The organism is Streptomyces sp. NPDC001373 (genome assembly GCF_042895815.1).
Taxonomy (GTDB): domain Bacteria; phylum Actinomycetota; class Actinomycetes; order Streptomycetales; family Streptomycetaceae; genus Streptomyces.
On the sequence record NZ_JBIAWQ010000035.1, the window covers coordinates 1 to 21,810 of the forward strand.

The window sequence follows — 21,810 nt, forward strand, 5'->3', positions numbered from 1 at the left end:
GCCTCGCTGCGCTCGGCGGGGCTCGGCTTCGCCGAGCTGGGGCCGGCCTTCGGGCCGGGGTCCTACGCTTCGCTCCGGACGGGTTCGGGGCCTCGCTTCGCTCGGTCCCGAACGGCCCGCTACGCGGCCCTATGTGATCCCGTTTCACGGGGACGGGCCCGCCGTCGGCCCCGGCTACCTTCAGGGGGCCGGAGCCTTGCTGCGCGCCGCCATGGCGAGTGCGACCACCCAGCCGATCAGTGTCCACCCGAGGAAGATGTTGACCACAATCACTGACCCGCGGTTCGGAACTGTTCGCCCCAACGCGACCACTGTCGGCACGAAATACAGCACAAGGGCTACCAGCGCGATTGGTAAAGCGTCGCCGAGGCTCACGATGTCTCCCCCAGCTCTCAACAGAAGAAAAGCTATTGGGAGTCTTGTACGCCGCGCCTCACAGGCTTGTCCAGACCCATGGGACAACGTCCAAGACTTCCGCACGATGGGTGTCCGCTCCGCTTACACCCTTCCGGCTTCGCCTCCAGGATCAGCCCGCTGCGCGGGCAGCTAGCAGGAGCGGCGGGGGCTCGGGGGTTGGGTGAACCGACGGCGCTTCCCCCGAACGAGGGGCCGGGGGTCGGGAACCGGTCCCCTCTGAGGGTCCTTCCCGGGTAGCATGAATCCCACATCACATCTGGATGTTGTGTGTAGCATCCCGAGGAATCGTCCACTCCCTCCCAGGGTCCATCGGCCCCGCGTATTTCGCATGGATGCCGGGGACGAGGAATCAGATGCTGTGCAGCATCCCGAGAAAGCAGCCACTGCCCCGGGGCTGGGGTGGAATGACTGGAGTCCTTTTCTGAGGAGAGCCGTATGCAGAGGGCCCGTGAAATCACGCTCCGGCCGCATCAGGAGGAGGCGGTGGACGCGATCGTCCGGGGCCTGGAGATCCGGCCCGGGAAACGGGTCCCGAAGGCGGGTCTGCGGGCCACGGTGGTGGCGGCGTGCGGGACCGGCAAGACGTTCATGGCCGCCGCAGCCGCGCTCCGGCTGGCCCGGGGCGGGCGGGTCCTGGTCCTGGTGCCGACCCTGGACCTGCTGACCCAGACCGTGCGCGAGTGGCAGGCGGTCGGCCATACCGGGCCGGCGGTCGCGGTGTGCTCGCTGGAGGACCACCCCGAGCTGTGGGCCGGACAGGTCCGCTCCACGACGTCCGCGCCGCAGCTGGGCCTGTGGCACGGCCGGGGCCCGGTCACCGTCTACGCCACCTACGCCTCCCTGCCCGTCATCGCCGAGGCGCACCGCGGGGAGTACGGCCTGCCCATGGAGCCCTTCGACCTGGTCGTGGTGGACGAGGCGCACCGAACCTCGGGGTCGGCGGGGAAGGCCTGGGCGGACGTGCACCGCCAGGAGGTCATCCCCGCGCGCCGGCGGCTGTACATGACGGCCACCCCCCGGATCTGGGCGGAGCGGCCTCCGCGCTCGCGGGAGGAGGAACGGGCGGTGGAGGAGAGCCGGCGCCTGGCCGAGGAGGAGCGGCGCAGGAAGGCCGAGGAAGAGGGCCGGGCCTATGTGCCTCGGTCGCGGTGGGACCGGCTGCCGAAGGAGATGGCGTGCTCGATGGACGATCCGAGGGTGTTCGGCCCGGTGGTCTATGAGCTGTCCTTGGCCGATGCGGTCGCCCGAGGCCTGTTGGCGCGGTATCAGGTCGTCGTCGCCGAGCTGGTCGACCCCGTCGTCACTCCGGAGCGGCTGTACGGGCCGGACCGGTATGAGGAGAAGGTGCGCGGTGAGCGCCTGGCGGCGGTGCAGACCACGCTGCTGGAGACGATGGCCCAGCACGACCTGAAGACGACCATCACCTTCCACCACCGCACGGTGGAGGCGCAGGCCTTCGCCGAGGGCCTGGACCGCGTCGCGGCCCGGCTGCATGCCGTCGACCCCGTCCGGCACCCAGCCAAGGTGTGGGCGGGGTGGCTGCGCGGGGAACACGAGCCGGAGCACCGGGCCGCTGTCCTCGCGGACTTCGGCCGGCGGGCCGGGCGCGCGGTGCTGGCGAACTGCCGGGTTCTGGGCGAGGGCGTCGACATCCGCGCGGTGGACTCCGTCGCCCTGATCGACCCGAAGGGGTCGGCCGTCGACATCGTCCAGGCGATCGGCCGGGCGCTGCGGCAAAAGCCCGGCGAGGGGAAAATGGCGACCCTGATCGTTCCCGTTTTCCTGCGGGAGGACGAGAAGCCCGAGGACATTCTTTCTTCGAAGTCGTACGGGCCTTTGATTCGGGTTTTGAATGGTTTGCGGGCGCATGATGAACGCGCTGTCGAATTGCTGGCCATTCCGCAGGAAAACCAGAAGCGCATCGTACAGCCGTCGCTGACGATCGGTCCCGCGCCGGAAAACGGCGACGAGGAGGGGCGGCTGCTGCTGCGGTTCGCCGCCCCGCGCGACCCGGCGCTGATCGCGAAGTGGATCAGCTACCAGGTGTTCGACACCGAACGGCAGGACTGGCGGCGCGGCTACGAGGCCGCCTGGCGGTACCGGGAACGCGTAGGGGACCTGGAGGTCCCCTACGACCACACCGAGGGCGCCTACCCGCTGGGGCGGTGGCTGTCGGACCAGCGGCGTGCGTACCGGGCCGGGACGATGACCGGGCTGCGGGCCCTGGACCTGGAGGAGCTCGGGATCGTGTGGGACACCGCCGACGCCGACTTCGCCGAGAACCTCGCCGCCGCGCGCGCCTACTTCGAGCTGCACGGGACACTCGCCGCTCCCCGGCACGCCACCGCCCTCGACAAGGCGGTGGGGCAGTGGCTCACCAACATCCGCCGGCCCGGCGGGCTCGGGAAGGACCCGGTGCGCGCGAAGCGGCGGGCTGCGGCCCTGGCCGCGATCGATGAGGACTGGAACCCGGGCGACGACGACCACGGGTGGACGGTGGACTGGCAACGCCACTACGCCTACCTCACCCAGCTCCTGGGCGAAGGCGCCCGCCTGAAGGCCATCACCCCGGGGGTTACCCGGCACGGCGAGGACGTCGGCCGCTGGCTGGCCACCCAGCGGCGGAACTGGGCGCGGCTGAACGCCGAGCAGCAGACCCGGCTCGGGAAGCTGGGCGTCACCCCGGCGCGGGTCGTACGCGCCCGCACAGCGCCCGCGAAGACCGCTGCGGCCTCCAGGTCCGGGCGGGGTGCGGAGGCCTTCGACAAGGGCATCCAGGCCCTCGCGCACTACCTCGCCCGCGAAGGAGGCGGAACACCGGGGCGGTCGCACGTCGAGCGGCTCCCGGACGGGAGCGAGCACCGCACCGGTGTATGGGTGGCGAACCAGCGGCAGCGACGCGACCGGCTCGACCCGGCGCAGCTTCAAGCCCTCGCCGGGCTCGGAGTGGAGTGGGCCGGCTCATGATCGTCACCGGCCGGGGACCGGGCGACGGATGCGGTGTACGGTCCCGGCCTCAGACTCCCACGCCAGCTGTACCGGTCTCGACGACATAGCGGGCGAAGGTTACTTCGAGGACGGTTCCGGTCGTGTCGATCTTGACATCGGAATAATCTTCAGGACAGCCACTTCCCGAGAAGGACATCGCCGGTCGCGTGCCATGCCGCGGCTGGGGAGGGTACGGCCGTGGCGGTCGTTGCCGCCGCAAGAGAGAGGGTGAGAGCTGCGGTGAGTGCCGGGATCAGGGTGTAACGGGTGGTCACGGGGACTGCTCCTCCTGGTGCGAGGGCCGTAATCCTGGTCAGGACGCTGACAGGTTCAGCGCTGCGGCTCCCGGATGGGATTCGGAACATGCCGGGAGGTTGCAGATTCACCCAGTCGGCTTCCGAAGGGGTGTGCCAGAAGGGCCTGGCGCCATGGTGGCGCCAGGCCCTGGGCGGTCTGTCCGTTCGGCTATGCCTTCGGGGTGGGCGTCTCACCTGGTTTGGCCGGGCGGACTGCCATGACGACGGCGTGGCCGTCGAAGAGGATGTCGTAGATCAGGCCGCCGTAGCCGGGGGGTACCGTGCCGGCGGAGGTGGCCGGCGCGTAGAAGTCGGATGCGGCCAGGAGCCTTCCGGTGCGGGCGTCGCGCCATTGGATCTGGTCCTTGTAGTTGGCGCCGGTCGGTCCCGGGTTGTACTTGGTGGGGTCGGTCTCGTCAGACCGGGCGTTGGCGTTCACGAACACGCGCCTGTCGGCCGGGCCGATGAGGGTGATGTAGCTGTTGCTGCGCTGCTTGACCTTCCACGCCAGGGACATGGTGCCGTTGCGGAAGTCGATGGCCGAGGCGGTGCCCAGGCCGAAGTCCATGACGTAGATCCGGTTGTTGACCGGGTCGGCGGAGACCTTGGCGTAGTAGTAGCTGTACTGGCCCGGCTGCAGTGTCGGGTTGGGGTCCATGCGCGTCGTGCGCGTCGCGTCCTTCTGGTGGATGGCGATCACGCTCAGGGGGACCTTGGCGGGGGCGCCGTTGCTGGAGAAGACCACCCAGTCGCCCATGATGACGGGGGCCCCGGCCTGGGTCTGGCCTGCTTTGGCGTAGGTGACCGGTCCCCAGGTCGAGTCCTGCGCGATGGTCTTGCCGTCCCAGACGTACCGGTAGATCTGGGTGGGGGTGGTGATGTAGGCGTAGTCGTGGCCCTGGTAGCGGCTGGTGGTGACCCGGCCCAGGACGTTGCCCTTGAGCTGCGTCCAGTTCAGCACCTTGAGGGTCTTGGGGTCGACCGTGCCGATGATGGAGGGCTTGGCGGAGTTGGGCGCGCCGGGGCACTTGTACGCGGCGGCGCTATAACCGTTGAGCGTGCAGCCGGCCGGCCGGTTCAGCGATCGGACGACGATGGTGCCGTCGGGGAAGGCGTTGATGCCGTTGAAGGCGCTGTCGTTCAGGGCGCTCTCCCCCGTGGGCATGTCCTGCTTGATGAGGATCTTGCCGGTGGTGCCGTCCAGCTTGTACAGGGTGTGGTCGGAGATGGCGACGATGTTGCCGTCGGCCATGATGTCGACCGCCCCGGACACGTGCAGTTCGTTGTTCGCTTGCGCGTTCGACAGGTTGGTGCGCCAGATCTGCTTCATGGTGCCGGGCTGGACCTTCGCCACGAAGGTCTGCAGCGCGGGCGGGTTGGCGTCGCCGTTGCCGCCGCCGTAGACGTACATGTCGTTCACGCCGCGCGTGGCGATGTCGAACTGGGAGTAGTAGACGTCGGCCGTGGTGGGGTAGGCCTTGACCACATTCGGCCCCGTCATCGAGCCGGGGAACTTGGCGCAGGGGTGAAGGCTCGTGCGTCCGGAGTCATAGTGCTCGAACGGCACCAGCGTCCTGTACCAGGGACTGTTGGGCTGCTGTGCCGTGCATGCGGCTTCCTCCCGGGCGATGGCCGCGTCGCCGATGACCGTGTTGCCCGTCCTCGGGCCGCGGGATTCTCCGGCAGACGATGCGGCAGCCGACGGATCGGCCGGTCCCTGGTGGGCCGGCGCCCCGGACGTGTCCTTGCCTCCAGAGGTGCAGCCTGCCGCGACGACGGCCATAACAGCCAGGGTCGTCATCGTCCGTGTGCGAGGTATGCCCATTTTCGCTCCTTGCTCCCTCTTCCGGCGGACAGGTGATCTGGCGGTCTGTGCCGCCCGCACGCGCAGCAGCCCGGAAAAGGTGTCTGAGGTCCCCGAGTGGTTGGAACACCGGCGCCAGACGCATGACGGACGTGACTTCGTCTCTCGTCCGGGGTGAAAGGGGACGCCAATGGGGTGACTCGTCGATCTTGTGGCGGCCATCACCACAACGAGGTGACGGCCTCGTTACCACAAGCAGCGTATGCCGACGGGTGAGGGGAGGCTGGCCGGGCTGGGCCGACCGGGGCACGGGCCTGGCCCCCAAAGGGTGGACACCTGTTTGTGTCGTTATGCGGCAGGGGTCAGGGTCCGTTTGACGTCACTCCTCACCTGAGCTCTTCCTGGTCCAGGTGTCGTTGCGGGGTTCGCTGCCGCGGGCAATGCGGCGGGTCATGAGGGTGATCGCGGCCCAGGTGATCAGTGTCTCGGTGCTGGACGAGCCGTTCGTAGTCCCGGGCATGGCGGCGGGCGTGCATCATCCAGGCGATGCTGCGTTCGACGACCCAGCGGCGGGGCAGGACGACGAAGCCGCTGGTGTCCTTGGGTCGGCTGATGGTCTTGACCGTCAGGTTCAGGCGGCTTTTTGCCCAGGTCACGAGCTTGCCCGCGTAGGCGGAGTCGGCCCAGACGATGGTGATCTCGGGGTGCGTGAGCCGGAGCCGGAAGAGGATCTCTTGGCCGCGTCGCGGTCGCTGAGGGAGGCGGGGGCGTACGGCACCGCGTGATGCGCCCCGTGCCCCGGGCCGGCCAAGCGAGCGTCACCCGCAGACCGCCCGCCCCCGCCCGGAACCATTCGATCACCCACACCTCGCCGCCAACGGGCCGGTACCGGGCGCGGCCTCGGGCGCGAGGGCGGCGGGCAGTCCGGCCAGAGCGGTGGGGGCCAGCCTCGGCGGCACGGCCGGCCGGGCTGGCGGCGGAGGCGGGGCGGAGCCGGGTGGAACAGCTCACGCATGGCCTCCGCCTTGTCCCAGCACTTGCCGGTCTCAGCCCTGAGGCCCAGTAGCCAGGCGTCGATCTCCAGCAACTCGTCCGGGTCGAACCGGACTGTCGTGGACACTGACCCCTCAGTCTTCGGTGCAGGGCGCCGCGCCCTGTGCTGTTCGTCATGACCAGTCCAACGAACGGGCGCCGCGCCCGCGAGGGCGGATTCACCCTCCCGGGGGACGTCGGCGCGGAGCTGCGGGCGGGTTGACGGCGGACGCCCGTGTGGTGCTCATCGGGGTGAACACCACCTTGGACCTCTCCCGCCCTGCCACCCTGGGGCTGACAGTGACCAGCCGAGGCAAAGGGTGGGGCGGAATTGGGCGGCAAGTCCTCGGTGTGGCTGTGCGTCGGGTCGGCGCGGGTCCGCGCCGACCGGCTCGTGGCGGTGGAGCCCGCCCCCACAGGGCCTGGCCCTGCACTCACCGGCATGCGCAAACCCCTCCACCTCGCCCTGCCCGACCCCGAACCCGGGGCGGCCGGCTACGCCGACCAGCTGCTGTCCGCCATCGCGCACGCCGCCCCTCATTCCCAAATTTGGGAATGAACGGCGACGGCCGCGACGGCACCGGCGCCTGGCCGAGCCATTCCGGCCTGTTCCGGGGCGAAGACGGGCAGCGCACCCGCCAGCAGTACAGGGATCAGCTCGGGGACGAAGGCGCGGGCGCGGTCCCGCTTGCCGATGGCGGTCACGGGCGCCAGGCGCCGGCGGAACGCGGCGTCCAACGCTTTGCCGCGCATCCACTTCGCGGCCTGGTGGTGGTCGCGGGCGGCGTGGATCCGCTCCAGCTGCTATTGCTCCTTGGCGTCGAGCGGGCCGGTCCGGTCGAGGTCCTGCGGTTCAGGGATCGCGCTCCTGGGCCCGGTGGGTGAGGCAGACGCTGCGAGTCGGCAGGGCCCTGCGGGTGCAGCGCGTCTCACCGTCGCGACCGGAGCAGGTCCCCCGCACCGACGGCGCATTGGGAGCCGTGGGCTCGACGGCGACCAAGACGTCAGCCTCCTCGCGGCAGAGCTAAGGCCCCTTCCTTCGGATCACCTTGGCGACCGGATGAAGATGGCGGCGAGGTGGAGTCTCCGCTAAACAAGATCCCCGTCCTGTCAGGGGATTGACGCCCTAGGCTGGCAGGGTCCGTGTCGTGAGAGGGGGATGACAGTGACAGAACGGGTCTTATCCGGGCGTTATCGACTGGTCGAGCGGCTTGGTGCAGGAGGGATGGGCGTCGTCTGGAGGGCGGAGGATCTGCTTCTGCACCGTGAGGTCGCGGTGAAGACGGTCGCCGGTCCCGGCGTCACCGACAACGCGGCGGTGAGGCTGGAGCGTGAGGCGCGGGCCGCAGCGGGCTTGTCCGACAACCCTCACGTGGTGACCGTGCACGACTTCGGGCGGGACGGCGACACCCTGTTCATCGTCATGGCCCTGGCCTCCGGGCGGCCGCTCGACCGCATCCTCGCGGCTGACGGTACCCCCTCCCTGGTGCGGGCCGTGGAGTGGACCCGTCAGGTGTGCATCGCATTGGAGGCGGCGCACGAACGGGGCATCGTGCACCGGGACATCAAGCCGGCCAACGTGATGGTCGCCGCGGACGGCGTCGTACGCGTCCTCGACTTCGGCATCGCCTGGTTCCACCCCGAGCTCGGACTGGACCGGCTGAGTCAGGCCGGCGGGGTCCTCGGCAGCGCCCCCTGGATGTCACCCGAGCAGGCGCGCGGAGGGGAGGTCGGCCCGGCCTCGGACCTCTACTCGGTCGGCTGCCTGATCTACCAACTCCTGACCGGGGTACCACCGTTCGGGGACCGGGACGCACTCGCACAGATCATTGCCCACACGACGGAGGCTCCCGCGCCACCGTCCAGCCGCCGCACGGGGCTGCACGCCGGTCTCGAGCAGCTGGTGATGGAGCTGCTCGCCAAGTCCCCGGAGAACCGCCCCGCTTCGGCAGCGGAGACGGCGGCTCGCCTGGGAGCCGTGCTCTTCGAACTGGGAGGGCAGGAGACGACCGGACGACCGGTGCCCTCCATGCCCGCACGGCCGCCTGCTCCGGCGGAGCGTGCGGAGCGGCGGCGTGAGCGGCCGGTGCAGCGGCGGACGGTGCTCCTCGGACTGTTCGGCGTGGTCTCGGTGTCGACCGTGATCGCCGTGCCGCAGTTTCTCCCTGACAGCGGCGGCGACGGGGGAAAGAAGGGCTCGACCCACAGCACGCTCAAGCCGTCGTGGAAGCTCTCACTCCAGCCCGACGCCCGGCCGGGCATGGTAGGCCCCATGGTTGTCGTCGGCAGTATCGACAGCGAGAAGCACGCCGTGGTGCACGACCCCCGCACGGGCAAGGAGCTCTGGCGCGTATCGCAGGGGGCCGATCGTCTGACGCCCTTCGCAGACAACACGCTGTACGCCACGGACAACGCGGGCGGCGCTCTCAAGGCCCTGGACCCGCGGACCGGGAACACCCGCTGGGAGTACCAGCCGCTCGGCGACCAGGACGTCAGCGGCGGCACTTTCCCCCTCCCGGAACCGGCCGCCGTGTTCGTCGGCCAGGGGCCGTACGTCTCCGCCCTGCACCACGCGAACGGCGAGGTCCAGTGGCGCTACGACATGCCCGCGGCCAAAAGGATCGTCGGGGGTCTGGGGAAGGCATCCGGCGCCGTGCTCGCCCGCGTGGATTTCGCCGGCGGCCCCTGGATCGCGATCGGCGAGGCGGACGGGCGGCAACTGTGGACCTGGCAATGGGACGGGCCCGGAATCCGGCCGTACGCCGGCGAAGCCGGCGACCGGCTCTTCTTCGGGTCCGACGGCGAGGATCTGTTGGTGCTCGATTCGAAGACCGGCAGGCTCGTCGACACCTATAAGGGACTGGACGGGGCCAAGCCCGTCTCCGAGCACAAGGTGCTTCTAGACACAGTGCCCCCCGGCGGCGTGGAAGCCTGGTCCGCCACCGACGGGAAACGCCTCTGGTCCGTTCCCGACGCGATCGCGCCCCGCGTCTTCGGCGACACCGTCGTGATGGTCAAGTACGCACCGGCAGACAAGTCCAGTGGAACGCTGGCCGTGGACATCCGCACCGGCACACAGCGCTGGCTGTACCGCGACCTGTTCTCCCCCTCCCAGTCCGGGAACGTCCCAGTAGTCGTGGGTGACGGGGACCCGCTGATCCTGCGAGCGGATGTCGAGGGCGTCGGCCTGGTCCGTGTGGATGTGAGAACCGGGCACCGCGGGCCGATCCGGCTCCTGCCGGAAAAGGAACTGCTCAACGTCTTCCACGCCGACAGCACCGCCTACGCACACTGCGCGGACCGCTTTCCGGACGTCGCGAACCAAGCGGATAAAGGCCCCGAATCGCGCCTCTACGCATTTCCCCTCTCCGCCATGACCTGAGGGCACTGATGCCGTGGACGAACCTGCCCGAGCACTTCGGCTAACGGAAGGGAGCCCACAACCGGCTTCGGAAGTCGGCCGCCGAGGGCGCCTGGGAGAAGGTCTTCACCGCCCTCCTCGCCCAGGCCGACGCCAAAGCCGACCTCGACTGGGTCGTCGCCGCGACTTCATCATCGTCCGCGCCGCTCCCACGGCGGGCTGCCCACCGAGATCCACCTCGCCGTCGACGGCCGCGGACTTCCGCTGTCGATCGTGCTCACGCCCGGGAACATCAACGACGCCACTGCGTTCGGCCGGGTCATCGAGCAGATCCGCATCCCGCGCGCCGGCACGGGGCGCCCTCGCACGACGCCGGACCGCGTGCTGGGCGACAAGGCGTGCGCTGGCACCGGGGCTGCGGGCCGAGCTGGAGTCCCACGGGCTGCTGCGCGAGTGGGAGCCCGTCCCCGCCGACGCCCCGACGTCCGGTCAGAGGCTCGACGGAACCGGCCCGAACGCCGGGACAGGGCGCACGGGGCGACTGGTGGTCGCCCTGCCCGAAACGCTGTGGGTGCCCCTGACACAGGGGGTCTACTGGAGCAACCAGCCCCACGTCCAGGCCCTCCAGGCATGGACCGACCGCTGGGGCCCCTGTCCCGCCTCAGAAGGCTTCCGCTTTCCGAACGTAGTCGTTGAGTTTCCACTGGTCGGGCATGGTTCCGGCTGTCTGGTGGGAGAGACGGCGCATCGTGTCGTCCACCTGGTGGAGGTGCTGGGGTGCCGTCGGTGATGGGGCTGCTGGAGGCCCGGGAGAAGAAGGTCCGGGAAGAGGCCGCACGGTTGCGGGAGGAAGCCGAGCGGGTGCAGGCCGGGCTCGGTGAGGCGGAACATGCTTTGGAGCGGTTGGCGCTGGCGCGGGTGACGGTTGCGGAAGTGCTGGCCGAGGAGCCGTCGGCGGGGGCGGACGGACCGGTGCGGGCCGCGGTGGCGGGCTCGGTCGTGCCGCATCATGTCGAGGGTGTCGGGGTGGAGGTGCTCGCGCCGGAGTATCAGCAGATCCTTGCGGTGCTCGCCGGGCCGGAAGCTGTCGGTGGCCTGAGGGCGAAGCAGATCGCGGTGCAGCTGGGGTGGCAGACGACTCCGGCGGGGGTGGAGGGGGTGTGCTCGCGGGTGAAGCGGCTGACGGCCCGGGGCTGGGCGGCAGAGCTCCGGCCGAACGTGTTCGGTGCGGTCAGCCCGGCAATGCCTGCTGACGTGGGATGAAGGCGTGCCGGCGGCGCCCGGCCAGGCGTCCGCTCATGAGCATGGCCATCGACCACAGCACCATCGCCTCGTGCATGGCGGGCAGGGTCTCGTAGTCGCGCACCAGGCGGCGTGAGCGCATCAGCCAGCTCAGCGTGCGCTCCACCACCCACCTGCGCGGCAGGACCACGAACCCGCTGGTGTCGTCGGAGCGTTTGACGATCTCGACGGCGAGGCCGGGTTTCCTGGCGGCCCAGACGACAAGCCGGCCCGCGTAGCCTCCGTCCGCCCACACCAGCCGGATCGGGAAGTACAGCTTGCGCAGCCGCTCCAGCAGTGGGACGGCGGCGTCGCGGTCCTGCACGCTCGCCGCGGTGACCAGCGCCACCAGGACCAGGCCGAGGCAGTCGACCGCCAGGTGTCGCTTGCGCCCGCCCACCTTCTTCCCGCCGTCCCACCCCGATGTCGAGCGCGGGACGTTCGCCGCTGCCCGCACCGACTGCGAGTCCACGATCGCGGCCGTCGGGTCCGGCGCCCGGCCCTCCTTCACGCGCACGCGGTCCCGCAGCCGGTCGTGGAACTCGGCCAGCAGGCCCGTGGCCTGCCAGCGACGGGCGAACGCGTGCACCCTCCGATACGGCGGGAAGTCCTTCGGCAGGTTCGCCCACTTCACCCCGTTGTCGACCACGTAGCGGACCGCTTCCAGCATCACACGGTGGCAATAGCCCTCCGGACGGCCACCACGGCCCTCCAGCCACGCCGGCACCGGCATCGACGCCCGCACCACCTGCCACTCCGCCTCGGTCATGTCCGACGCGTAAGACGGGGCACGGTCCGGCCGGTCCGCGGCGTTCCCGAACCTGTGCGCGAGGCAGTCACACGACCGGGATACCACGGTGGACTCGGCAGGCCCGAGCGCGAAAGACTGTGACAACAGGGCCTCCTGGTACTGCTCGGTTGGGATCGCAACCCCGAGCTACCAAGAGGCCCTTCCTTCATGCACCGCCCCCGCGACGATCACCCGAACAGGAACCCTGTTCGACTGGCCAAGCCCACTGAACGGAAAGCGGAAGCCTTCTGAGTGAGGCCTACAGCGCGATGCCCGACGAGCGACTGTGAAACGCGGTGGAGCGCTCGAACCCGCCCCAAGGGCGGCCAGGGTGGCGCGCCCGCCCACGCCGAGTAGGCCGCGGCCCTGCGGACGGGCACAGGGGGCCGGCGCCGGCTCCGTAGCGCGTGGTGGCCCTGCGGCAGCGGACGCACGGCCCGGTCGGGACCGGGGTGGGCCGTGGGGGTGCGGGCTACTGGACCAGCTCGATGTGCGGATGGTCCGCAGCTGCCGGGCAGGCGTGGAGTTGCAGGTCGTAGCCGCGGGCGAGATCGAGCATGGCGGGGTTCCACGGTTCGGGACCGGTGTGGGACCCGGTGGAGCGGGCGCGGTCCTCGAAGGTCATCCAGCTCTCGGTGCTGGGGTCCCATTCGGCGGAGGCGATGGTCAGCAGCGGTTCCATCTCGGTGCCGCACGCGTCGCAAGTCCGCGGGACGGGGTCGGTCAGGCCCCAGCGACTCCAGCCGCCGACCTTCCATCCGGGAGCGTGGGAGAGCTGGTCCATGTAGAACTCCTGCGGGGCGACGGCGTAGGCGCCGTCCACCGCGGGACCGGCGGCCTCCCAGGCGCTCCATTCCCCCAGTCGCTGCTGCACGTCCTCGTCGAGCTCCAGGAGGTCGGGGTAGTCGACGGTGTCCTCCGGCGCGAGCAGGCACGGCCGCGGCAGGTAGCCGGGGAACTGGACCACGGGCGGCTCGGGGGGTGCGGCGAGGGGGTCGGTGATCGCGGCGGCGGACCGCCAGAACAGTGCGGTCCTGGGGTGCGCCGGGTGGTCGAAGGGGCACCACAGCACCTGGAGGAGGTCGGCCTGCGCCGTGCCGGGCGGGCGAAGTCGTGGGATGTCACGCGTGTACAGCTGGGCTACGGGGAGCAGCGGGACGGGGCCGTCGGGCCAGGGGCGGCCCGCACGGATCCGGTCGTCGATCGCGCGTTCCTCGGGGGTGTACCGGGCCATCTCGGGGAGGCCGTCCGGCCGGCCCGCCACGGCCGCCCGGATGCGCCGCTGCTCCCGTACGTCCTGCGGTGAGAGGGCGGCGTTCACCTGGTCCCACACGTGCGGTCCCGCACAGTGGGGCCAGGGTTCGTCGGCGGGCCACAGCAGCGGCCCGCCGACGGAGCTGTCGTACGCCGACGGCGACCCGGGGTACGGGTGCAACCGGGTCGCCGCCCGCGCCAGCGGGGCCAGTTGAGGGAAGAGCGCGGCGACGTCGAGCGGCCGCGGTGGGGTGGTACGACTCATTCTGGCTCCCGTTGGCGCTGGTGGGGCGGGGTGGGTGGGGATCAGTTTCCCAGGTTGAACTGGCCGGTGTCGGCCTTGGTGTTGGGGATGTAGACATCGGGGAACAGCGGCTGCGAGGTGCCGTCCGCCCGCTGGACGGTGGCCCGCATGGTGACGCCCACCGGAACGGTGCTGGTGGCGTCCTGGTAGGCCGGCGTCACCTCGTAGAAGATCGCGTCGTTGGCCCCGAAGTTGTTGTCCGCCACCATGTTCTGGGCTTCGAACTCGTAGGTGCGCATGCTGGGCGTTCCGGTGTTCATGCCCACCTGCCAGCACGGGACGAGGTTGTTCTGTCCGCCGTCGAGGGTGCGGCCCTTGCCGCCGAGGATGTTGGCGATCAGGTGGCAGCGGGCGAGCCCGTACGGTGCCTTGGTGCCGGGTGCGGCGAGCGGACGGGCGACGTTCTGGGCGTCCTGCCAGCCGGTGATGTCACCCGAGGCCGAGGTGCCCTTGCCGATCTTCTTGCCGAGGCAGGCCTGGGCCACGGTCGGCCGGACGCCGGCCGGGTCGGGCGGGGTGGTGCTCTTGTTGCGGTGGGCGACCGGTTCGGTGGTGTTCTTGATCCATCCGTCGCCGCTGGGGAGCGACCCGGTCGGCTGGGTCTGCAGGCAGGCGCCCCGCGTCTGGGTCGTTGTTGTGGCGATCTCCAGCTTGAACGGGTCGGCCTCCAGCACGCGCTGGTTGGCGAAGCCCTCGGCGAGCTGGTTCAGGGCCGCCTGGTTGTCCGAGAGCGGGACGTGGGCGCGCACGCACGGCTTGCCCGAGACCACACCCCCCAGGTCGTAGATGTCCCATCCGCCACCGCTGTAGTTGGGGATGACCTCGGCGCACCGGGCGCCGTCGGTGCCTCCCTCATGGGTGGCCGCGAAGGGGAATTCGCCGCAGCTGTCGTCCGCGACGAGGTCGGTCCTGTCCTGGAAGCCTCCGCAGGTGCGTGCGGTCCGGTCGGCGATGCCGCTGCGGGCGCGGGTCAGCGGCTTGGCGCGGCCCCAGCCGTCGGCGAGGTGGTCCTGCGCCCAGCGGTATCCGGCGGCCGCGGCCCCCGAGGTGGCGGTGCTCAGGTTCACGACCGGCATGACGCTGGGGACGACGCAGCCGGCAGCCGGCGTGCTGTTGGGGTTGCTCGTGTCGCGGACGTCGTCGTCGCAGCGGACCTTCTCCGGGTTGCTCCAGGAGGCGTTCGGGTCCGTGGCCTGGGCGCCGGGAGAGATGACGTAGAGCTTGTACGAGGTCGTGAAGTCGACCGCCGTCCCGGGGGCCGGGGAGGACGAGTAGGACACGTTGCCGCTGACGGACTTGCCCACCACCAAGTCGCCTCCGAACCAGGGGGCGGCCTTGGTGACCTTGCAGCCGGCCGAGCAGTCGGCCCGGAACTTGGCGGTCAGGGACGTGACGGCCCCGGTCGCACCGGTCATGGCGACGGTGACGTTCTCGTTCCACGCCGTGCGGGCGGCGGGCAGCAGGGCACTGCTCGCCACGTTCAGCGTGCCGGTGCCGACCACCTTGCCGTTGGTGTCCTTCAGTGTGTACAGCACGTCCAGGCCCTGCACGCAGTAGCCGAAGCGGCTGTAGTTCCACGTCCCGGGCACGGCGATGGAGCAGTTGGCGTCGTTGGAGGCGGCAGCCGAGGCCTGCGGCGCGGCGGGGGCGGCGAGGCTGGGGCCCCGTGGTGGCGTCACGGGCGTGGTGCGCGTGGTGACGCAGGCCTCGGCCGCTCCGGCCTTGCGTTCGCGGGAGCCGGCGCCTACGGGCTCGCAGTGCTCCCCGGAGCCCGGTGTGAAGGGCCGGGTCGCGGTGGGGGCGGGGACGCGGGCCGGATCGCCCTGTTCGACCCTGCCCACCTTGGGGTGGGAGGCCCCCGGTGCCTTGCCGGTGCCTTCCGCTGCGGGCGCCGACGGCGCCGGGCCGGGAGGGCCCGCGGCGGCGGCGGTGCCGGTCGCGGTGAAGGTCAGGGCCAGAAGGAGGCCTGGAAGTATGCGTCTTGTGCGTGGTGAGAACATGTCATCTCTCGGTAGGAGGTCAGCCCGGAAAATGGCGTGCGAGGCCGCTTCCCGCGCCCCGGGCGCCCGTGTCGTCAGGGAGCGGGGCAGGGCAGGCGGGGGGCGGCGAGAGCCGGCGCTGTCAGCGGGGGTCTCTCGCCGCCCTTGTGTGGGAGGAGCCCTCAGACAGAGGGGGGAAGGGGCGGGCCGCCGGTCAGGAGAAGACCTTGACGATGCCGGAGACCACGTCTTCGGCGACCTTCTCCACCTTCTTGACGACCGGCTTGGCCACCGAGGCGGCACGGCCGCCGCCGCGGGTGACCAGCTGCAGCGCGCTGCGGCCGGCGGCCGCGGCGAACTCGGCGCTGTCGAAGCCGTACTCGACGCCGTTGGCGATCGCGCTGATACCGGAGGCGACGACGGAGACGCCGAGGCAGACCGCGGCGATGCTGCCGAGGACCGGAGCCGCCGGCCAGAACACGCAGGCGACGCCGAACCCGGTCGCCAGAAGTCCGGCGGCCACACTCACCTTGTCCGCGGTGTCAGCCCACCACTTGGCGTCGTTCCACCATTCGTCCTTGCCGGGCTGGCTGCCCTTGGGGTTGACCGTGTCGTGGGTCGTGGAGTTGGAGGGGTTGCGGTTGGCGTCGCGGTCCTTCTGCGCCTGCTCGGCAGCGGCCCGTGCGGCCTCCTGCACCTCCGCCGTGCGCTTGTCCGCCGCGGTCTGGCGGGCCCCGGCGGCCGCCGAGGCAGCGGTCTTGGAGTCCCGGCCGGCGGCGAGTTCGGCCTGGTGGGCGTTGGCGGCGGACGCCTGGGCCTGATAGGAGGAGGCCAGCGCGCTGCGGGCCGCGTCAATGGCGCGGTTGGCGGAGTAGTTGGCCGCGCGGGAGGCGCTCTGGGCGGTCGTGGCCGCCTCCTTGGCCTTGTCCGCCGACGCCTGGGCGTCGGCGGCCGACTTGTCGGCGGCCTTGGCGTGGTCGCGGGCCTGGTTGGCGTAGGTGTCGGCCTGCTGGGAGGAGGCGATGGCCTTCTGGGCCCACTCCTGGGCCTTGGCTCCGGCGTCCCGGGCCACGGCGGCGACCTGGGAGGCGAGTGCGGCGTCGCGCTGCGCCTCCTGGGCGATCTTGGCTGCGGCCGCGATGGTCGCCTGCATGGCGGCGGCGTGGCTGAGGGAGTCGTAGTCCAGCTGGGCGGCCTTGTGCTGGACGGACTCCACGAAACGCCGGCGCATCCAGGCGGGGCCCTCCATGGCGACCTCGGCGTAGGCCTTGGAGTACGCGCCGGCGGAGGCGATCACCTTCATGGTGGCGACGGCGTCGTCCTCGGCGATGGCGTCGGCCAGGTCCTCGTCGAAGAACTTCTGCAGGGCTTCCGGCGTGTTGGCGTTGAGCGCGTCGTTGGCGGCCTTGGTGACGGCGTTGCCGGGCTTGGAGTTGAGGATCTTCAGGATGTTGACCCTGTTGTCCTCGGCACGCGACTTGACGACACCGCCCGTGTTGAAATCGCCTTCGGCGGGCACGCCGCCGGCGAGCGCCTGGACCGCAGCCTTCGCGACGGCCGGCTCGGAGACCTGGGCGATGAAGAGGATGGTCTCGCGGTCGTCCTGGGAGGCCGCGAGCTGGCGGTCGAGGTCGATCCAGGAGTAGACGTCGTAGTCGGTGCCGGCGAGGGCGAAGCGGGCGGCCTGGCGGGTCCAGGTGCCCTTGGACTCCAGCAGCGCGGTGGCGGCCTGGCGGCCCAGGGTGGCGGCGGCGGCGAGGTCGTCGTTCTTCAGGGCCTGTTCCGCCCGGGCTATGAGGTCCTTGGTGGCCTGGGCGGTCTGCTGGGCCTGGGTGCGCTTGCGCAGGGCGGCGGCGCGCTCGCTCTTGTCCAGCAGGGCGAGCTGGGCGGCCTCCTTCATGCCCTGGACGCGGTCGGCCCCCAGCATGGCCGCTTCGGCGGCCCGGGCGTTCTTCTCCACCTCCAGCGCGTCGGCGACGGCCTTGGTCGCGAGGTTGGCGGCTTTGACCGCCTCGTCGGCGTAGGCGGTGGACTTGTTGGCGAAATCGATGGCCTGGCCGGCGTACTGGACGGCCTCCTCGGCCGCTGCGGCCGCGTTCTGGGCGTGTTCGGCGGCGGACCTGGCCGCGCTGTTGGCGGCGCGCGCGGCACGGGCGGCGGTGGAGGCCAGTGCCTGGGCGGTGGAGGCGGCGTTGGTCGCCTGGGTGGCGGCGGAGGCGGCGATGTCGGCCTGGCGCTTGGCCTCGGCGGCTTCGCCCTGGGCCGCGCCGGAGGCTTCCGCGGCCTGGGCTGAGGCCTTCGCGGCGGCAGCGGCGTCGCGTGCCGCGTCGGCGGCGGCCAGGCCGGCGTTGGCGGACTGCTCCGAGGCGGTGGCGGCGTCATCGGCCGCCTTGGCCGCGCTGTTGGCCTTCGCGGCCGCGTCGCGGGCGGCGACGGCGGCTTCCTTCGCCTCGTTGGTCCGTGACGCGTCCTTGGACGCGGCGATCGCGGCGTTGTAGGCGCGGGTGGCGGCCGAGCCCGCGGCCGCTGCCGCCTGGGAGGCCGCCGTGGCCGCCCAGGACGCGCGCTGCGAGGCCTGGACGGCGGCGGAGGAGGCGTGGATGGCCGTGCGGGCCGCGGAGGCGGCGCCGCTGGCAGCCGTGGCCGCCTGGCGGGCCGCCTCGGCGGACCTGCGCACGTCCTCCTTCGCCTTCGCGGCCTCGGCCGCGGCCGTCTCCGCCTTCTCCCTGGCCTTGCCCGCGGCGGCGGTGGCGCGCTCCGAGGCCTCGACGGCCAGGTCTGTCTGCTCGCGCGCCCGCGCGCCCTCACGCTCGACGATGGCCACCAACTGGGCGATGTTGGCGGCCTCCTGGTCGCGGGCGCGCGCGATGTGCTGGCCGGTGTCGAGGTACCACTGGACATCGTCCGCGGTCCCGCTCAGGGCCCGGTTGGCGTACTTCTTGACCTCGGGACCGGCTGTGGCGAGGCTCCGCAGGATGTCCACCCGTGCGTCTTCCAGCCGGGCGCTGTACTGGGTGGTGAGCAGGAACTGCTCCAGCGCCTGGTCGGTGCCGGCGCTGAGCGCGGTGTTGCCCTCGCGCTTGATGCTCTTTCCGCCGTTGGCCATCACCGTCAGGGTCGAGACCCGCATGTCCTCGGTGATCGCCGAGCGGAAGCCGTCCTTGACGTAGGCGGCGACCGCCTCGTCACCTCCGTTGAGGGCCGCTGTCGCGTCCCGCCGCACGCTCTTGCCGCCGTTGCCGAGGTAGGTGAAGGCGGCCACCCGGTTGTCGATCCGGGTCGCCCTCGGCAGCTGCTCGGTGAGGAAGGTGGTGATCTCCTGGTCGGTGCCGCTCAGCGCGTAGGCGGCCGCCGCCTTGACCGAACGACCGCCCAGGATCCATGCCTTGACCACCTTGGCGCGGTCGGTGTCGGGAAGGGCGAGGGCGTCGCCGGCCGTGGGGGCTGCGGTGGCGGCCCGTACGGGCGTGGTGAGCAGCCAGGGAGTGGAGAGAGCGGCTGCGCTCGCCGCGACGGCGGTCGTGAAGCGGCGTCGGCTCCAAAACGTTTCCTGCACAGAAGACCTCTCTGGTGTCGATTCCTCGGGATGGGATGCCGAATCCCGCCCGGCGTATTCCAGCGCGGCGGCGGTGGCCTGACTTTAGGCATGAAAAGCATCGCGAGAACACCTGGCTGGAACTTTACTGGCATCCCGGCTCGAAGATGGCTGGATCCAGCTCCCAGATTTTCGTAAAACCGCCGCAACCCTTTGTTGTTGTGGTGCAAGTCACAGATAGAATGAGGGGTTCCCCCATTTAAGTCCCATTTATACCCTTGGCTTGTACTCGTATGACTGCTTTCATTCAGGAGATCGCCAGCCATCAAACCCATGCCGTCGCATTTCTCTTTCGAAGGCATGGTTCAGCGTTGGCCGACGGTGCGCGCAAAAAATCGAGCAGACCACTCCGCCGCGTACGCGCACGCATCCGAGAAAAACTCTGGCACAACACCTGAGGACACCATGAAGGTACGAAGCACAGCCTTGCGGATCACTGCCAGCGCCGTGGCCGCAGGCGCTCTGGCCTGGGCCGCAATCGCCGCAGGCGGGGTCGGCGGCTCCAGCCGCGCCCCTCTCGCGACGCAGGCGGTCGCCGAGGAAGGACCGGGTTACGCCGTCGAAGACTTCGCCTACCCGAACGCCGACAAAATCCTCGCCGAACAGAAGATCAAGCTGAAGAGGGGAGACGGACACATCGTTCTCGCTCCCTGCACCGGTGCGCCCGAATTGATGGAGGTCTTCTCTCACCAGAATGAGAAGGTCTGCTTCAAGGTCACCGGAGACAAGGGGTACCTGAGCCTGGAGATTCCGGCGGTATTCGGCGTCAAGGGAAACAGCTACTCCGCCAAGGTGGACATGACCACCGGCACCGAGCAGAAGACGTTCCCGGTGGACAAGAATTCGTGGACCGCCGTCGGCGAAACCGCAGACGACCAGGGGCGCGATTTCATGCTGCTGGAAATTCGCACCAGCAAGTAGCACCAGCTGCGCCCGTACGTCACCGCGCCCGGAGAGAGCTCGTCGGCCCGCGACCCGGCCGCCCTTGACGTCCGCGCAGCCCTGCCCGTCCCCCTGTCTTCGAAGGACACACGTGTCTGCACTCCGTCCACGCGCCGCGCGGATCTCCGGCCTGCTGGCCACCTCGGCCCTGCTGTCGACCGGCCTGCTCACCGCCACCCCCGCGGCCGCGGTCACCGGCCCCGACGCCCCCGCCGGCGCACACCCCTACGCCGTCCGGCTCACCATCGGCAACGACGACACCTTGCGCGCCTGCACCGGCACCCTCGTGGAGCGCTCCTGGGTCCTGACCGCCGCCAGCTGCCTCGCCACCACTCCCGGCGCCACGGTCCCGCCCGGCAAGCCGGCCCTGGCCACCACGGCAACCCTCGGCGACGGCAAGACGGTCGCCGTGACCGAGATCGCCCCCCGCGCCGACCGCGACGTCGCCCTGGTGCGCCTCGCCACCCCGGTCACCACGATCACGCCCGCCACCCTGGCCCACTCCGCCCCGGCGCCCGGCACCGAACTCAAGGCCGTCGGTTTCGGGCGCACCACGAGCGAGTGGGTGCCGGACAAGCCCCACACCGGCGCCTTCGCGCTCAACACCACCGACGCGACCACCCTGGCCCTCACCGGCAAGGGCACTGACGCGCTCTGCAAGGGCGACACCGGCGGCCCGCTGCTCAACGCCGCCGGCGAGCTTGTCGGCGTCAACAGCCGCTCCTGGCAAGGCGGATGCCTCGGCGCCGACCCGGCCGAAACCCGCACCGGCGCCATCGCGGCCCGTGCCGACGGCCTCGGCGACTGGATCGACGACGTCCGCTCCCGCGCCGCCGGCTGGAAGACCGAAGCCCTCGTCCAGGTCGACAACACGGTCTACCAGGGCATCCGCCTGGCCGACGGCTCCTGGACGGGCTTCGCCGACGTCCAGACCAAGGCCGGCAGCATCGACGGCGTCCGCAGCGCCGCGGCCGCCGGCATCAACGGCGAGACCCACGTCCTGGCCATCAGCAACGACGGCCGCCTGTTCCACACCATCCGCAAGGCGGACGGCAGCTGGGGAACCTTCGGAGACGTCGGCGCCGCCGCCGGCGTGCTGAGCAACCTCACCCAGGTCTCCGCGGTCTCCATCGGCACCGACCTCCACGTGGTCGCCGTCGCGGGCGGCGGCAAGGTCTTCCACACCGTCCGCCACGCCGCCGGCGACTGGACCCGCTTCGGCGACGTCGTCCAGGCCACCAGCCCGATCGGCCCCGTGACCCAGGTCGCCACCGCCAGCGCCGGCGGGCAGCTCCAGGTCATCGCCATATCCGCGGGCAAGGCCTTCCACACCCTGCGCAACACCGCGGGCCAGTGGACCGTCTGGGGCAACGTCGCCCAGGCCGCCGGAGCCACCGGCCCCATCACCTCCGTGTCCATGGCTGGCATCGGGGGCGACGTCCACGTCGTCATCGCCACCGACAACGGCACCCGCCAGTACCACACCATCCGCCAGGCCAACGCCTCCTGGATCGGCTTCGGGGAGCTGACCGGCTACCTCGGCAACGTCACCGCCAAGTCCCTCGCGGCCGCCCACGTCGACGGTGAGCTCCAAGTCGCCGCGGTCACCGCGGACAACAAGTTCGTCCACACCGTCCGCCACACCGACCGCACCTGGACCACCACCCCGGCAGCCCTGCGGGGCATCAGCGGCACCGCGGGCGCCATCTGCGTCACCGGCACGCTCTGACACCCCTGTGCCGCCCTGTGTCCGTGGTCCCTCCCGGC

The 21,810-nt window shown here is 70.9% G+C and carries 13 protein-coding genes and 2 pseudogenes; 7 read left to right on the forward strand and 8 right to left on the reverse strand.

The features are described 5' to 3' along the window. Positions 1-180 precede the first annotated feature (180 nt). A complete protein-coding gene (locus ACFY15_RS35440; RefSeq protein ID WP_390826896.1) occupies positions 181-375 on the reverse strand; it encodes a superinfection immunity protein in 195 nt (64 codons plus the stop codon). A gap of 477 nt (positions 376-852) precedes the next feature. Between ACFY15_RS35440 and ACFY15_RS35445 the strand changes: the two genes are divergently transcribed. Next, positions 853-3,384 (forward strand): Helicase associated domain protein, encoded by a 2,532-nt coding sequence (locus tag ACFY15_RS35445; RefSeq protein ID WP_390826897.1) that lies wholly within the window; start codon positions 853-855, stop codon positions 3,382-3,384. Between the two features lie 49 nt (positions 3,385-3,433). Here ACFY15_RS35445 and ACFY15_RS35450 read toward each other — a convergent pair whose 3' ends face one another. The 3 genes and pseudogenes from ACFY15_RS35450 to ACFY15_RS35460 form a co-directional block, all read right to left on the reverse strand. Continuing rightward, positions 3,434-3,562 (reverse strand): DUF4360 domain-containing protein, encoded by a 129-nt coding sequence (locus ACFY15_RS35450; RefSeq protein ID WP_390826898.1) that lies wholly within the window; start codon positions 3,560-3,562, stop codon positions 3,434-3,436. Positions 3,563-3,870: 308 nt separating this feature from the next. Beyond that, positions 3,871-5,526, reverse strand: coding sequence for a hypothetical protein (locus tag ACFY15_RS35455; RefSeq protein WP_390826899.1), 1,656 nt, complete (start codon positions 5,524-5,526; stop codon positions 3,871-3,873). A 412-nt stretch (positions 5,527-5,938) separates the two neighbouring features. Next, a pseudogene (locus ACFY15_RS35460) lies at positions 5,939-6,242 on the reverse strand (transposase); the annotation flags it as partial. Between the two features lie 850 nt (positions 6,243-7,092). On the opposite strand from ACFY15_RS35460, the gene ACFY15_RS35465 reads away from it, so the two are divergent. From ACFY15_RS35465 to ACFY15_RS35480, 4 genes and pseudogenes are all read left to right on the forward strand, one after another. Beyond that, a complete protein-coding gene (locus tag ACFY15_RS35465) occupies positions 7,093-7,422 on the forward strand; it encodes a hypothetical protein (protein WP_390826900.1) in 330 nt (109 codons plus the stop codon). A gap of 274 nt (positions 7,423-7,696) precedes the next feature. Then, the gene (locus tag ACFY15_RS35470; protein ID WP_390826901.1) at positions 7,697-9,919 is read left to right on the forward strand and encodes a protein kinase; all 2,223 of its coding nucleotides are present in this window, start codon (positions 7,697-7,699) and stop codon (positions 9,917-9,919) included. A gap of 180 nt (positions 9,920-10,099) precedes the next feature. Beyond that, positions 10,100-10,594 (forward strand): annotated as a pseudogene (locus tag ACFY15_RS35475) (transposase); the annotation flags it as partial. A gap of 81 nt (positions 10,595-10,675) precedes the next feature. Continuing rightward, complete coding sequence (locus tag ACFY15_RS35480) at positions 10,676-11,161, forward strand: hypothetical protein (protein ID WP_390826902.1); 486 nt, start codon at positions 10,676-10,678, stop codon at positions 11,159-11,161. Here ACFY15_RS35480 and ACFY15_RS35485 read toward each other — a convergent pair. The 4 genes from ACFY15_RS35485 to ACFY15_RS35500 form a co-directional block, all read right to left on the reverse strand. After that, positions 11,130-11,948: an IS5 family transposase gene (locus ACFY15_RS35485; protein ID WP_390826903.1), complete on the reverse strand. Its 819-nt coding sequence runs from the start codon at positions 11,946-11,948 to the stop codon at positions 11,130-11,132. The two genes, ACFY15_RS35480 and ACFY15_RS35485, sit on opposite strands and share 32 nt — an antisense overlap. 493 nt (positions 11,949-12,441) lie before the next feature. Next, a complete protein-coding gene (locus ACFY15_RS35490; RefSeq protein ID WP_390826904.1) occupies positions 12,442-13,488 on the reverse strand; it encodes a hypothetical protein in 1,047 nt (348 codons plus the stop codon). A 41-nt stretch (positions 13,489-13,529) separates the two neighbouring features. Further along, positions 13,530-15,368 (reverse strand): DNA/RNA non-specific endonuclease, encoded by a 1,839-nt coding sequence (locus ACFY15_RS35495; RefSeq protein WP_390826905.1) that lies wholly within the window; start codon positions 15,366-15,368, stop codon positions 13,530-13,532. Positions 15,369-15,720: 352 nt separating this feature from the next. After that, a complete protein-coding gene (locus tag ACFY15_RS35500; RefSeq protein WP_390826906.1) occupies positions 15,721-19,062 on the reverse strand; it encodes an ALF repeat-containing protein in 3,342 nt (1,113 codons plus the stop codon). A gap of 312 nt (positions 19,063-19,374) precedes the next feature. Here ACFY15_RS35500 and ACFY15_RS35505 point away from each other — a divergent pair, with 312 nt between their 5' ends. Further along, positions 19,375-20,022: a hypothetical protein gene (locus ACFY15_RS35505; RefSeq protein ID WP_390826907.1), complete on the forward strand. Its 648-nt coding sequence runs from the start codon at positions 19,375-19,377 to the stop codon at positions 20,020-20,022. Positions 20,023-20,134: 112 nt separating this feature from the next. Then, the gene (locus ACFY15_RS35510; RefSeq protein ID WP_390826908.1) at positions 20,135-21,772 is read left to right on the forward strand and encodes a trypsin-like serine protease; all 1,638 of its coding nucleotides are present in this window, start codon (positions 20,135-20,137) and stop codon (positions 21,770-21,772) included. Positions 21,773-21,810: the final 38 nt, after the last annotated feature.

Coding starts and splice junctions, on each gene's coding strand:
- ACFY15_RS35445 (WP_390826897.1), top strand. CDS start 853: ATGCAGAGGGCCCGTGAAATCACGCTCCGGCCGCATCAGGAGGAGGCG.
- ACFY15_RS35450 (WP_390826898.1), bottom strand. CDS start 3,562: ATGTCCTTCTCGGGAAGTGGCTGTCCTGAAGATTATTCCGATGTCAAG.
- ACFY15_RS35455 (WP_390826899.1), bottom strand. CDS start 5,526: ATGGGCATACCTCGCACACGGACGATGACGACCCTGGCTGTTATGGCC.
- ACFY15_RS35465 (WP_390826900.1), top strand. CDS start 7,093: ATGAACGGCGACGGCCGCGACGGCACCGGCGCCTGGCCGAGCCATTCC.
- ACFY15_RS35470 (WP_390826901.1), top strand. CDS start 7,697: ATGACAGTGACAGAACGGGTCTTATCCGGGCGTTATCGACTGGTCGAG.
- ACFY15_RS35485 (WP_390826903.1), bottom strand. CDS start 11,948: ATGACCGAGGCGGAGTGGCAGGTGGTGCGGGCGTCGATGCCGGTGCCG.
- ACFY15_RS35490 (WP_390826904.1), bottom strand. CDS start 13,488: ATGAGTCGTACCACCCCACCGCGGCCGCTCGACGTCGCCGCGCTCTTC.
- ACFY15_RS35505 (WP_390826907.1), top strand. CDS start 19,375: ATGCCGTCGCATTTCTCTTTCGAAGGCATGGTTCAGCGTTGGCCGACG.